We start from the raw sequence: 12,645 nt of genomic DNA on the forward strand, positions 1-12,645 counted from the left end.
CATTCGATGAATACCGAAGGACTCACTGAAGTTGCCGTAAAAGATGCTCAACCTGTGGTGGAGCAAATCGCCGAAACCCCGCCGGAACTGGAGCCTGCTGCTCCCGCGGTGGTGGCCGAGCCCGCAATAGCGGCGCCAGCGATTGCCATTCCCGGCCTGGATGACAGCAGCCTGTACATCCATCGCGAGCTCTCGCAACTGCAGTTCAACATCCGCGTGCTGGAGCAGGCGCTGGATGAGTCCTACCCGTTGCTGGAGCGGCTGAAGTTTCTGTTGATCTTCTCCAGCAACCTGGACGAGTTCTTCGAGATTCGTGTGGCCGGCCTGAAGAAGCAGATCACCTTCGCCCGTGAACAGGCGGGCGCCGATGGCCTGCAACCGCACCAGGCCCTGGCGCGCATCAGCGAACTGGTACACGGTCACGTCGACCGCCAGTACGCCATCCTCAACGACATTCTGTTGCCGGAACTGGAGAAACATCAGGTCCGCTTCATCCGCCGGCGTCACTGGACCACCAAGATCAAAACCTGGGTGCGCCGCTATTTCCGCGACGAGATCGCGCCGATCATTACCCCGATCGGCCTCGACCCGACGCACCCGTTCCCGTTGCTGGTGAACAAGAGCCTGAACTTCATCGTCGAGCTCGAAGGTATCGATGCCTTCGGCCGCGATTCCGGTCTGGCGATCATCCCGGCGCCACGTCTGCTGCCGCGGGTCATCAAGTTGCCGGAAGAAGTGGGCGGCTCGGGCGACAACTACGTGTTCCTGTCGTCGATGATCCACGCTCACGCCGATGACCTGTTCCAGGGCATGAAGGTCAAGGGCTGCTACCAGTTCCGTCTGACCCGAAACGCCGACCTCGCCGTCGACACCGAAGATGTAGAAGACCTGGCCCGCGCCCTGCGCGGCGAGTTGTTCTCGCGTCGCTACGGTGACGCGGTGCGCCTGGAAGTCGCGGACACGTGCCCGAAACACCTGTCCGACTACTTGCTCAAACAGTTCAACCTGCACGAGACCGAGCTGTATCAGGTCAACGGTCCGGTCAACCTGACCCGCCTGTTCAGCATCACCGGTCTGGACAGTCAGCGAGCGCTGCAATACACGCCGTTCACTCCGCAGATCCCGAAACTGCTGCAGAACAGCGAGAACATCTTCAGCGTGATCAGCAAGCAGGACATCCTGTTGCTGCACCCGTTCGAGTCCTTCACTCCGGTGGTCGACCTGCTGCGCCAAGCGGCCAAGGACCCGCATGTATTGGCGGTCCGTCAGACCCTGTACCGCTCCGGCGCCAACTCGGAAATCGTCGATGCGCTGGTCGATGCGGCGCGTAACGGCAAGGAAGTCACTGCGGTGATCGAATTGCGTGCACGGTTCGACGAAGAGTCCAACCTGCAACTGGCCAGCCGTCTGCAAGCGGCCGGTGCGGTGGTGATTTACGGCGTGGTCGGCTTCAAGACCCACGCCAAAATGATGCTGATTTTGCGTCGCGAGGCCGGCGAGATTGTCCGTTACGCCCACTTGGGGACCGGCAACTACCACGCGGCCAACGCCCGTCTGTACACCGACTACAGCTTGCTGACCTCGGATGACGCCTTGTGCGAAGACGTTGGCAAACTGTTCAGCCAACTGATCGGCATGGGTAAAACCCTGCGCATGAAGAAGCTGCTGCACGCGCCGTTCACGCTGAAGAAGGGCATGCTCGACATGATTGCCCGCGAAACCCAGTTCGCCCTCGACGGCAAGCCGGCGCACATCATCGCCAAGTTCAACTCGCTGACCGATCCGAAGATCATCCGCGCGCTGTACAAGGCCAGTCAGTCCGGGGTGCGTATCGATCTGGTGGTGCGCGGCATGTGCTGCCTGCGTCCGGGCATCGCCGGGGTTTCGCACAACATCCACGTGCGCTCGATCATCGGGCGTTTCCTGGAGCACACCCGGGTCTTCTACTTCCTCAATGGCGGCGAAGAGCAGATGTTCCTGTCCAGCGCCGACTGGATGGAACGCAACCTCGACAAGCGCGTCGAGACTTGCTTCCCGGTCGAGGGCAAGAAGCTGATCATGCGGGTCAAGAAAGAGCTGGAGCTTTATCTCACCGATAACACTCACAGCTGGAGCCTGCAGGCGGACGGCCGTTACATCCGCAACACGCCGACCGGCAACCAGAACCCGCGCAGCGCCCAGGCGACTTTGCTGGAACGTTTGGGTAGCCCGATTCTGGCTGTTCGTTAACGCGTAAACCCTGTGGGAGCGAGCTTGCTCGCTTCCACAGGGGGCAATGCGTCGTTTGCTGAATTTTGGACACAAAAAAAGGCCTTCCGAAGAAGGCCTTTTTCAATTTCAGCGGACGTTAAGCGTGAAGCCCACCCGGGTCAGCCATTCCGCCTCCAGGCCGAAGTCGGCCTGGGTCAGCTGGTTTTCGTCCAGCCAGTTTTTCGGGAACAACACATCCAGGCTGTCGCCATTGGCCTGCAGCACGACCTGAGGCATTTCCTGGGTGCCGCGGATGTGATGGAACAGAATCGCAAAGCGCAGCAGCACGCACAGGCGAATCAGCTTGATGCCTTCATCGCCGAAATCGGCAAACTTGTCCCGGGGAATGTTGCGGCGGTGGCCACGCACCAGTAACGCGAGCATCAGTTGGTCTTCACGGGAGAACCCGGCCAGGTCCGAGTGCTCGATCAGGTAGGCGCCGTGCTTGTGGTAGTGATAGTGGGCGATGTCCAGGCCCACTTCATGGACCTTGGCCGCCCAGCCGAGCAATTCGCGCCAGACGCCGTCATCCAGATCCCAATCCTCAGCCACTTGATCGAAGGCATGCAACGCCTTGCGCTCAACCCGCGCCGCTTGTTCCAGATCGACGTGATAACGCTCCATCAACGAGCTGAGGGTGCGCTCACGGACGTCTTCGTGATGATGACGGCCCAACAGGTCATAGAGCACGCCTTCGCGCAGGGCTCCTTCACAGTGGTCCATGCGTTGCAGTTCGAGTGCGTCGAAGATCGCTTCGAGAATCGCCAGGCCCGCAGGGAAGATCGCCCGGCGGTCAGGCTTGATGCCTTCGAAGTCGATCTTCTCGATGTCGCCAAGTTTGATCAGCTTGCGCTTGAGCCAGGCCAGGCCTTGGGCGTTAACCTCGCCCGTGCCATGCCCGCCGGCCTTCAGCGCCAGCCCGATGGCGCGGATGGTGCCCGAGGAGCCGATGGCTTCATCCCAGGTCAGGCGGTGCAGGGCGTGTTCGATGCTCATGATCTCCAGCCGCGCCGCCGTGTACGCCTGGGCGTAGCGGGCCGGGGTGATCTTGCCGTCCTTGAAATAGCGCTGGGTGTAGCTGACGCAGCCCATTTGCAGGCTTTCGCGCAGCAGCGGTTCGAAGCGCTGGCCGATGATGAATTCGGTACTGCCGCCGCCGATGTCGGCCACCAGGCGTTTGCCCGGGGTGTCGGCGAGGGTGTGGGACACGCCGAGGTAAATCAGGCGTGCTTCTTCTCGGCCGGAGATGACTTCCACCGGATGGCCAAGGATTTCTTCAGCGCGGCGGATAAATTCGCCGCGGTTACGGGCTTCACGCAGGGCGTTGGTGCCAACGATCCGCACGGCGCCGGTCGGCATACCGTTGATCAGTTGGGCGAAACGCTTCAGGCAATCGAGCCCGCGTTGCATGGATTCTTCACTGAGCTGACGCTCATCGTCGATGCCCGCGGCCAGCTGAACCTTCTCCCCGAGACGCTCGAGAATACGGATTTCGCCGTTCTGGGCCTTGGCCACGACCATGTGAAAGCTGTTGGAGCCCAGGTCGATTGCGGCGATCAGGGACAGATTCTTGGCTTGGGATTGCGGCATGGTCAGGGGGTCTCGGTCGATAACCTCGACATCGTGCCACGATCAAACGCTGACGCCAACGCGTACGGTTCAAAGCCTTGATCCTGAGCAGTAATGCCGGTGACCGCTGCGCGGTCAATCGCGAGCAAGCTCGCTCCCACATGGATTTTATGTCGTTCACGGAATCGCGGCGCACACCGAACCCTGTGGGAGCGAGCTTGCTCGCGATGGCGGTCTCACGGGCACTGAAGATCGATCAGCCCGCCGCCTCAACCGTCCCGATAAAATTCGCCAGCTCCGCCGTCTGCGGACTGGCAAACAACACCTTCGGATCCCCAACCTCATGCACCTTGCCCTGATGCATGAACACCAACTTATCCCCAACCTCCCGGGCAAAGCGCATCTCATGGGTGACCATAATCAACGTCATCCCTTCCTTGGCCAGTTGCCGGACCACGCTCAGCACTTCATTGACCAATTCCGGGTCCAGCGCCGAGGTAATCTCATCGCACAGCAAGACCTTCGGCGACATCGCCAGCGCCCGGGCAATCGCCACCCGCTGTTGCTGCCCGCCAGACAATCGATCCGGGAAGGCATCGAATTTTTCCCCCAGCCCGACCCGCTCCAGCATCTCCCGCGCCAGTTCGGCCGCTTTGGCTTTCGGCACTTTCTGCACTACTTGCGGGGCGAGCATCACGTTCTCGCCGACCGTCAGGTGCGGGAACAGGTTGAACTGCTGAAACACCATCCCGACTTTCTGTCGCAAGCTGCGCAGATCGGCACGGGCGGCGTCGAGGTATTCGCCGTCGACTTCGATCACGCCGTCGTTGATCGATTCCAGACCATTGAGGGTGCGCAACAAGGTGGATTTTCCCGAGCCGCTGCGGCCGATGATCGCCACCACCTGGCCTTCCTCGACGCTGAGGTCGATGCCTTTGAGCACGTGGTGGTCGCCGTAATATTTATGCAGGGCCGAGATTCTAAGCAGAGGCATGCAGTCTCCTTTCCAGGTAGCGGGCACTGAGGGACAAGGGGTAGCAGAGCAGGAAATAACCGAGGGCCACGAGGCCGTAGACCATGAACGGTTCGAAGGTCGCGTTCGCGAGCATGCCGCCGGTCTTGGTCAGTTCGGTGAAGCCGATGATCGAGGTGACGGCGGTGCCTTTGACCACTTGCACCGAGAAACCCACGGTCGGTGCCACGGCGATCCGCAGCGCTTGCGGCAGGATCACGTAGCGCAGTTGCTCCAGAGGATTGAGCGCCAGGCTTGATGAAGCTTCCCACTGACCGTTGGGAATCGATTCGACGCAACCACGCCAGATCTCCGCCAGGTAGGCGCTGGTGAACAGCGTCAGGGCAATCGCCGCGGCCATCCACGGCGAAATCTCAATCCCCGCCAACGCCACACCGAAGAACACCAGAAACAGCTGCATCAACAGCGGCGTGCCCTGGAACAGCTCGATGTAGGTGCGGGCAAAGCTGCGTGGCAGGGATTTTTTCGAGATGCGCATGACCATGATCAGCAAGCCGATCAGTCCACCACCGATAAACGCCACCAGCGACAGCGCCAGGGTCCATTGCAGGCCGGTGAGCAGATTGCGTACAACGTCCCAGAAGGTGAAATCGCTCATTGGCTGCTCCTTGCTATGTACCGCCGACCGATCCAGTTCAGTAGCTGGCGGATCAACAAAGCCATGCACAGGTAAAGCAGCGTGGTCAGGGCGTAAGTTTCAAACGCACGGAAGTTGCGCGACTGAATGAAGTTGGCGGCGAAGCTCAGCTCTTCGGTGGCGATCTGCGAGCAGACCGCCGAACCCAGCATGACGATGATGATCTGGCTGCTCAATGCCGGCCAGACCTTGCCCAGCGCCGGCAGCAGCACCACGTGGCGAAAGGCTTCGAAGCGCGTCATTGCCAGTGCCGCAGCGGCTTCAAGCTGTCCTCGAGGGATTGCTTGAATGCCGGCGCGGATGATCTCGGTGGAATAGGCGCCCAGGTTGATCACCATCGCCAGCACCGCCGCCTGCCATTCCGAAATCTGCACACCCAGTGACGGCAGGCCGAAGAAGATGAAAAACAACTGCACCAGAAACGGCGTGTTGCGGATCAACTCGACGTAGACCGAAAAAATGCCGGCGAACGGGCGGATGTTCCACGCCCGTACCAGCGCCCCGACGATGCCCAGACCCACCCCGAGCACTGCGCCGATGGCCGTCAGTTCAAGGGTGAACAGCGCACCGCGCAGCAGCAGGTCGGTGTTTTGCACCACCGGTATGAAATCGAACTGATAGGCCATGTTCCGTCTCCGCAACGATGATCAGAGATCGGCCGGCAGCGGCTCTTTGAGCCAGGTCCGGGAGTTCTTCTCCAGCGCGCCGTCGGTCTTGGCGGTGGCGAGGATCTGGTTGACCTTGTCCAGCAGCGCCGGCTCGTTTTTGTTCACGCCGACGTAGACCGGCGAATCCTTGAGCTTCACTTTCAGCGCCGGAATGCGTTTCGGGTTGCGCTCGCTGATGGTCACCATCACCACGTTGCCACTGGCGATCAGATCAACTTGCCCGGCGAGGTAAGCGGCGATGGTCGAGTTGTTGTCTTCGAAGCGCTTGATGGTCACGCCTTCGGGCGCGACTTTGGTCAGCTCGATGTCTTCGATGGCGCCACGGGTGACGCTGATGGTTTTGCCCTTGAGGTCGTCCAGGCCTTTGATGTCGGCATCCGGCGGACCGAATACGGCGAGGTAAAACGGCGCGTAGGCACGGGAGAAGTCGATGACCTTCTCGCGCTCGGGGTTCTTGCCGAGGCTGGAGATCACCAGATCGACCTTGCCGGTGGTCAGGAACGGGATGCGGTTGGTGCTGTTGACCGGCGTCAGCTCGAGTTTGACCTTGAGTTGGTCGGCCAGCAGCTTGGCGGTGTCGATATCGAGGCCGCGCGGTTTCATGTCAGGGCCGACCGAGCCGAAGGGCGGGAAGTCCTGAGGCACGGCCACCTTGAGGACGCCGCGCTTGACCACATCCTCCAGACCGTCGGCGTGGGCGGGCGCCTGGCTCAGCATCAGGCTGGCAAACAGGGCTGCAAGGAGGGCGCTGTAACGCTGGGTCATGGCAAATCTCCGAATCGGCGAGGAATGAATTCTGCGGATCGACAGAGCACGGGCCATGCCAACATCGGGTTTTGGGGGCGCAAGGCCACGGTTTTGCTGGTGTCTCTCGGTCTTACTGGTCTGAACAGTTGGGCGATGTTTCGCACCCCGATAGCGCATCCATGAAAATCTCCGAACCCCCATGGGGCACGACTTGCCGGGCGTCGCGAATAGCTTTACAACTGACCGATCATTGGCCTGGTTCGTCTGAAAAACCATGAACTCGATCTCTCGCGCCGTACCTGAAGTGGCGCTGCAAGCCATCCGTAAACTGATTGCCGAGCAAGGTTTCGGGCCGGGCGATGCCTTGCCCTCGCAACGGGATTTGGCGGTGCAATTGGGGGTCAGTCGGGCGTCGCTGCGCGAAGCGTTGTCGTCATTGAGTGCGTTGGGGGTGATCAGCATCCAGCCGGGCAAAGGCGTGTTCGTGCAGTCACCGGTTGATTTGCCGCGAGGTGATGCGGCGCTGAGTTGGCCGTTCGCGGCCCAGGCCTCGCCGCTGGACATCTTCCAGTTGCGCTATGCCCTGGAAGGCTTTGCCGCCGGTTTGGCGGCGGTGACCCTGAGTACTCAGGAGCTCGATGCTCTGGAGGATAACGTCGCCGCCATGCGCATCGAATTGAAGGCCGGCGACTTCGAGGCTGCGGCGCGACTGGACTTCGAGTTTCACCGGCGCATCCTGCTGGCTAGCGGCAATCAGGCGATGCTGAGCATTCTGACCGCCAGCGCCGACATCTTTCTGGAGAGCCAGAAGCTACCGTTCATCCGGGCCGAGCGGGCCATGGAAACCTGGCAGGAACACCGCAAAATCCTCCGCGCACTGGCCCGGCGGGCGTCCGGCGCAGCGCAGAAGGCCATGCACGAACATGTGCGTAACGCGGCACTGCGCACAGGAATTGCCTTCGTCGCTTCCGCCACCTCGTGACTTGGGCTATACCCAAACTCATGCGGCACCATAGCGAGACTCAATCATCTGCACCTTCCTGAACGAGGGAAGGGCAGCTATGATGGGCCACGTTTTTTTGCTTACAACCTGGAGACTTCCATGAGCAGCGATCTTATTAAACACGTCACCGACGCTAGCTTCGACGTCGACGTCCTCAAGGCCGAAGGCGCTGTACTGGTCGACTACTGGGCTGAATGGTGCGGCCCTTGCAAAATGATCGCTCCTGTTCTGGACGAAATTGCTGAAACCTACAAAGGCAAGCTGACCGTTGCCAAACTGAACATCGACGAGAACCAGGAAACCCCGGCCAAGCATGGCGTGCGTGGTATCCCGACTCTGATGCTGTTCAAGAACGGCAACGTTGAAGCGACCAAGGTTGGCGCGCTGTCGAAGTCGCAACTGGCTGCTTTCCTCGACGCCAACATCTAAGCGTCGTTTAAAGTGTCATCAAAAAGGCCCCGCACATTGCGGGGCCTTTTCGTTATTGAGGGCTAGACGCTCCGAAACTCAGGTGGTACATTCGGCCCCGCACTGGTTTCTCCACTGCCCCCTGCTAGCCGTCGCCGACGCACTCCTTTTCGAATAAGTACGCGATCCTGTCGCCTTCTCTGCGGCGCGGCCTCATTAAGCCAAAAGCTTAATTTCCCCCCCTCCATAAATGATTACGTCATTCCTATATGAATCTGACTGAACTCAAGCAAAAGCCGATTACCGAACTGCTCGAATTGGCCGAACAGATGGGCATAGAAAATATGGCCCGTTCGCGCAAGCAGGACGTGATTTTCTCCCTGCTCAAAAAGCACGCTAAAAGCGGCGAGGAAATCTCCGGTGATGGCGTGCTGGAGATTCTCCAGGACGGCTTCGGCTTCCTTCGCTCCGCTGACGCTTCCTATCTCGCCGGCCCAGACGATATCTACGTCTCGCCGAGTCAGATCCGTCGCTTCAACTTGCGCACCGGTGACACCATCGTTGGCAAGATCCGTCCTCCAAAGGAAGGCGAGCGTTATTTCGCGCTGCTCAAGGTCGACACGATCAACTACGATCGTCCCGAGAACGCGAAAAACAAGATTCTCTTCGAGAACCTGACCCCGCTGTTCCCGACCGTGCGCATGAAGATGGAAGCCGGCAACGGTTCCACCGAAGACTTGACCGGTCGTGTTATCGACCTGTGCGCCCCGATCGGCAAAGGCCAGCGCGGTCTGATCGTTGCACCGCCGAAAGCCGGTAAAACCATCATGCTGCAGAACATCGCAGCCAACATCGCTCGTAACAACCCTGAAGTTCACCTGATCGTATTGCTGATCGATGAACGTCCGGAAGAAGTGACCGAAATGCAGCGCACCGTGCGCGGCGAAGTGGTTGCCTCGACGTTCGACGAGCCGCCAACCCGCCACGTGCAGGTTGCCGAAATGGTGATCGAGAAGGCCAAGCGCCTGGTCGAACACAAGAAAGACGTGGTGATCCTGCTCGACTCCATCACCCGTCTGGCTCGCGCCTACAACACCGTGATCCCGAGCTCCGGCAAAGTGCTCACCGGTGGTGTCGATGCCCACGCCCTGGAGAAACCGAAACGTTTCTTCGGCGCCGCGCGGAACATCGAAGAAGGCGGTTCGCTGACCATCATCGCCACCGCGCTGGTTGAAACCGGCTCGAAGATGGACGAAGTGATCTACGAAGAATTCAAAGGCACGGGCAACATGGAACTGCCGCTGGATCGTCGTATCGCTGAAAAACGCGTCTTCCCGGCCATCAACATCAACCGTTCCGGCACCCGCCGCGAAGAGTTGCTGACAGCCGACGACGAGTTGCAACGCATGTGGATCCTTCGCAAGCTGCTGCACCCGATGGACGAAATCGCTGCCATCGAGTTCCTGGTCGACAAGCTGAAAACGACCAAGACCAACGATGAGTTCTTCCTGTCGATGAAACGCAAGTAAATCGCAGAAAGTCAGCAAAAGCCGGGGAAACCCGGCTTTTTGCTATCTGATTTTTGATGAACCGGCAGTTCGTGGTTCTGAATAGAGGGGTTCGGCGCTAAACTGCCACCCCCGAACGGCACGGCCAACACGAGGCTCACGCATGCAGTATCGCGACTTGCGCGACTTTATCAGCGGCCTGGAAAAGCGCGGCGAACTCAAGCGCATCCAGGTTCCGGTGTCCCCAGTGCTCGAAATGACCGAGGTCTGCGACCGCACCCTGCGTGCCAAAGGTCCGGCCCTGCTTTTCGAAAAGCCCACGGGTTATGACATCCCGGTGCTCGGCAACCTGTTCGGCACCCCTGAGCGCGTGGCGCTGGGCATGGGCGCAGAAGCGGTCAGCGAGCTGCGCGAGATCGGCAAGCTGCTGGCGTTCCTCAAGGAACCCGAGCCGCCGAAAGGCCTGAAGGATGCCTGGTCCAAGCTGCCGATCTTCCGCAAGATCATCGCCATGGCGCCGAAAGTCGTCAAAGACGCGGTGTGCCAGGAAGTGGTCATCGAAGGCGACGACGTCGACCTCGCCATGCTGCCGGTGCAGACCTGCTGGCCGGGCGACGTCGGCCCGCTGATCACCTGGGGCCTGACCGTCACCAAAGGGCCGAACAAGGACCGCCAGAACCTCGGCATCTACCGTCAGCAAGTGATTGGCCGCAACAAGGTCATCATGCGCTGGCTGAGCCACCGTGGCGGCGCGCTGGATTACCGCGAATGGTGCGAGAAGCATCCTGGTCAGCCGTTCCCGGTGTCCGTGGCGCTGGGTGCTGACCCGGCGACCATTCTTGGTGCGGTAACGCCTGTGCCGGACAGCCTCTCCGAATACGCTTTCGCCGGCCTGTTGCGCGGCAACCGCACCGAGCTGGTGAAGTGCCGTGGCAACGACTTGCAGGTCCCGGCAACCGCCGAAATCATCCTTGAAGGCGTGATCCATCCGGGCGAAATGGCCGATGAAGGCCCGTACGGCGACCACACCGGTTACTACAACGAAGTCGACAGCTTCCCGGTGTTCACCGTCGAGCGCATCACCCATCGGATCAAACCGATCTACCACAGCACCTACACCGGCCGTCCACCTGATGAGCCGGCTATTCTTGGTGTGGCGTTGAACGAAGTGTTCGTGCCGATCCTGCAGAAGCAGTTCCCGGAGATCACCGACTTCTACCTGCCGCCCGAAGGCTGCTCGTACCGCATGGCCATCGTGACCATGAAGAAGTCGTATCCCGGCCATGCCAAGCGGGTAATGCTGGGTGTCTGGTCGTTTTTGCGACAGTTCATGTACACCAAGTTCGTTATCGTCTGTGATGACGATATCAACGCACGCGACTGGAACGACGTGATCTGGGCCATCACCACGCGCATGGACCCCAAGCGCGACACGGTGATGATCGACAACACGCCGATCGACTACCTCGACTTTGCCTCGCCGGTTTCCGGCCTGGGTTCGAAGATGGGGCTCGATGCCACGCATAAATGGCCGGGCGAAACCACTCGCGAGTGGGGCCGGGTGATCGTCAAGGACGAAGCCGTTACCCAGCGGATCGATGCCATCTGGAATCAGTTAGGAATAGATTGATGCGTGTAACCTTGCAGCCCTCCGGAGCAGTGCTACAGATTCTGCCCGGCGAGCGGATTCTCGATGGCGCGCGGCGTCTGGGCTATGAATGCCCGCAAAGCTGTCGAAACGGCAATTGCCATGTGTGCGCCGCATTGCTCGTGGAAGGGCGGGTCGAACAGGAAGGCGGTGTGCGCGACCATGGCGAGTTCTACACTTGCATTGCAGAGCCGCTGGAAGACTGCATCGTGCTGTGGGATGGCGTGCTCGCGCTGGGAGAATTGCCGGTGCGCAGCTTGTCGTGTCAGGTCATTGAATGCAGGGACGTCGGCGGCGATACCTGGCGTGTGCGTCTGCGAGCGCCAGCCGGCAAACCACCGCGTTATCACGCCGGTCAGTACTTGATGATCGAGCGCGAGAACGGTGAGAAATCCGCGTTCTCCCTGGCCTCGGCACCGCATGGCGGGCGTGATCTGGAAATCCATGTGCTGGCGCGCGAAAGCAGTGCGCTGAGCCTGATCGACCAGTTGCAACGCAACCCGATGGTGCGGATCGAAATGCCGTTTGGCGACACCCATCTGGCGGAACTGCCGGAGGGGCCGCTGGTGCTGATCGGTGCGGGCACCGGAATGGGCCAGATCCATAGCCTGATCGAACATTGCCGCGCCAAGGGCTTCAAACATCCGGTGCACCTGTATTGGGGCGTGCGTCGTCCTGAAGATTTTTATGCCATCGAACATTGGGATGAATGGCTGAAGCTGCCCAATCTGTTCCTGCATAAAGTCGTCAGCGATCAATGCGGCTGGCAGGGGCGTTGCGGGATGTTGCATGAGGCGGTGTGTGAGGACTTCCCGAATCTGAAACCCTTGCATGTCTACGCCAGCGGCTCTCCGGCCATGGTCTACGGCACGCTGGATGCTTTGGTCGAAGCCGGGATGGACGCTCATCAAATGCGTGCGGATGTATTTGCGTACGCGCCTCGATCTTGATCCGCGATTTTGATCCTCGATCTTGATCCCCGCTCTTAATCGTTATAACTCCCTATATAGCCGATCGGTATTTATACATTTATATAAATGCCGGTAGGTTATATGTCATCCAGGTAAATATTTAAGAACTGTGCCATGGCACTTAAATTGCCTTGAAACATATGTGCCTTATTGTTACAGCGGTGCGTTCTATTAAGTAATTCTTCACCCGCGGGGAGCTGAAC

11 protein-coding genes are annotated in these 12,645 nt (G+C 59.8%); 6 read left to right on the plus strand and 5 right to left on the minus strand.

Annotated features, from left to right (window positions below; genetic code table 11):
• Positions 1-6: 6 nt before the first annotated feature.
• Entirely contained in the window at positions 7-2,229 is a 2,223-nt protein-coding gene (ppk1, locus tag ACMXYJ_RS02515) for a polyphosphate kinase 1 (RefSeq protein ID WP_415758668.1), read from the plus strand.
• Between the two features lie 108 nt (positions 2,230-2,337).
• Here ppk1 and ppx read toward each other — a convergent pair whose 3' ends face one another.
• The 5 genes from ppx to ACMXYJ_RS02540 form a co-directional block, all read right to left on the minus strand.
• On the minus strand, positions 2,338-3,840 hold the full coding sequence (gene ppx, locus ACMXYJ_RS02520; protein WP_415758669.1) for an exopolyphosphatase: 1,503 nt from the start codon (positions 3,838-3,840) through the stop codon (positions 2,338-2,340).
• Between the two features lie 235 nt (positions 3,841-4,075).
• Positions 4,076-4,813: an amino acid ABC transporter ATP-binding protein gene (locus tag ACMXYJ_RS02525; protein ID WP_415758670.1), complete on the minus strand. Its 738-nt coding sequence runs from the start codon at positions 4,811-4,813 to the stop codon at positions 4,076-4,078.
• The gene (locus tag ACMXYJ_RS02530; protein WP_134098563.1) at positions 4,800-5,450 is read right to left on the minus strand and encodes an amino acid ABC transporter permease; all 651 of its coding nucleotides are present in this window, start codon (positions 5,448-5,450) and stop codon (positions 4,800-4,802) included. The genes ACMXYJ_RS02525 and ACMXYJ_RS02530 overlap by 14 nt, the downstream gene beginning before the upstream one ends.
• Positions 5,447-6,115, minus strand: a complete 669-nt coding sequence (locus ACMXYJ_RS02535) for an amino acid ABC transporter permease (protein WP_415758671.1) — start codon at positions 6,113-6,115, stop codon at positions 5,447-5,449. The genes ACMXYJ_RS02530 and ACMXYJ_RS02535 overlap by 4 nt, the downstream gene beginning before the upstream one ends.
• Positions 6,116-6,136: 21 nt before the next feature.
• Positions 6,137-6,922 carry a transporter substrate-binding domain-containing protein gene (locus ACMXYJ_RS02540; protein WP_123365100.1) on the minus strand — a complete coding sequence of 262 codons (786 nt, stop codon included), beginning with the start codon at positions 6,920-6,922 and terminating at the stop codon, positions 6,137-6,139.
• A 256-nt stretch (positions 6,923-7,178) separates the two neighbouring features.
• Here ACMXYJ_RS02540 and ACMXYJ_RS02545 point away from each other — a divergent pair, with 256 nt between their 5' ends.
• From ACMXYJ_RS02545 to ACMXYJ_RS02565, 5 genes are all read left to right on the plus strand, one after another.
• Positions 7,179-7,886 carry a FadR/GntR family transcriptional regulator gene (locus tag ACMXYJ_RS02545; protein ID WP_415758672.1) on the plus strand — a complete coding sequence of 236 codons (708 nt, stop codon included), beginning with the start codon at positions 7,179-7,181 and terminating at the stop codon, positions 7,884-7,886.
• A 120-nt stretch (positions 7,887-8,006) separates the two neighbouring features.
• Complete coding sequence (gene trxA, locus ACMXYJ_RS02550; protein WP_008150340.1) at positions 8,007-8,336, plus strand: thioredoxin TrxA; 330 nt, start codon at positions 8,007-8,009, stop codon at positions 8,334-8,336.
• 248 nt (positions 8,337-8,584) lie between these two features.
• Positions 8,585-9,844, plus strand: coding sequence for a transcription termination factor Rho (gene rho / locus ACMXYJ_RS02555; RefSeq protein ID WP_007942421.1), 1,260 nt, complete (start codon positions 8,585-8,587; stop codon positions 9,842-9,844).
• A 142-nt stretch (positions 9,845-9,986) separates the two neighbouring features.
• Positions 9,987-11,453 carry a 4-hydroxy-3-polyprenylbenzoate decarboxylase gene (ubiD, locus tag ACMXYJ_RS02560; RefSeq protein ID WP_046045118.1) on the plus strand — a complete coding sequence of 489 codons (1,467 nt, stop codon included), beginning with the start codon at positions 9,987-9,989 and terminating at the stop codon, positions 11,451-11,453.
• Entirely contained in the window at positions 11,453-12,421 is a 969-nt protein-coding gene (locus ACMXYJ_RS02565) for a CDP-6-deoxy-delta-3,4-glucoseen reductase (RefSeq protein WP_415758673.1), read from the plus strand. Before ubiD ends, ACMXYJ_RS02565 begins: the two co-directional genes overlap by 1 nt.
• The last annotated feature ends 224 nt before the right edge of the window (positions 12,422-12,645 follow it).

Origin of the sequence: Pseudomonas arabinosi (assembly GCF_047758675.1) — a bacterium.
Classification (GTDB): domain Bacteria; phylum Pseudomonadota; class Gammaproteobacteria; order Pseudomonadales; family Pseudomonadaceae; genus Aquipseudomonas; species Aquipseudomonas arabinosi.

What these genes read in the sequence shown, in the direction of transcription:
- ppk1 (WP_415758668.1), top strand. Translation starts at nt 7, where the DNA reads ATGAATACCGAAGGACTCACTGAAGTTGCCGTAAAAGATGCTCAACCT.
- ppx (WP_415758669.1), bottom strand. Translation starts at nt 3,840, where the DNA reads ATGCCGCAATCCCAAGCCAAGAATCTGTCCCTGATCGCCGCAATCGAC.
- ACMXYJ_RS02525 (WP_415758670.1), bottom strand. Translation starts at nt 4,813, where the DNA reads ATGCCTCTGCTTAGAATCTCGGCCCTGCATAAATATTACGGCGACCAC.
- ACMXYJ_RS02530 (WP_134098563.1), bottom strand. Translation starts at nt 5,450, where the DNA reads ATGAGCGATTTCACCTTCTGGGACGTTGTACGCAATCTGCTCACCGGC.
- ACMXYJ_RS02535 (WP_415758671.1), bottom strand. Translation starts at nt 6,115, where the DNA reads ATGGCCTATCAGTTCGATTTCATACCGGTGGTGCAAAACACCGACCTG.
- ACMXYJ_RS02540 (WP_123365100.1), bottom strand. Translation starts at nt 6,922, where the DNA reads ATGACCCAGCGTTACAGCGCCCTCCTTGCAGCCCTGTTTGCCAGCCTG.
- ACMXYJ_RS02545 (WP_415758672.1), top strand. Translation starts at nt 7,179, where the DNA reads ATGAACTCGATCTCTCGCGCCGTACCTGAAGTGGCGCTGCAAGCCATC.
- trxA (WP_008150340.1), top strand. Translation starts at nt 8,007, where the DNA reads ATGAGCAGCGATCTTATTAAACACGTCACCGACGCTAGCTTCGACGTC.
- rho (WP_007942421.1), top strand. Translation starts at nt 8,585, where the DNA reads ATGAATCTGACTGAACTCAAGCAAAAGCCGATTACCGAACTGCTCGAA.
- ubiD (WP_046045118.1), top strand. Translation starts at nt 9,987, where the DNA reads ATGCAGTATCGCGACTTGCGCGACTTTATCAGCGGCCTGGAAAAGCGC.
- ACMXYJ_RS02565 (WP_415758673.1), top strand. Translation starts at nt 11,453, where the DNA reads ATGCGTGTAACCTTGCAGCCCTCCGGAGCAGTGCTACAGATTCTGCCC.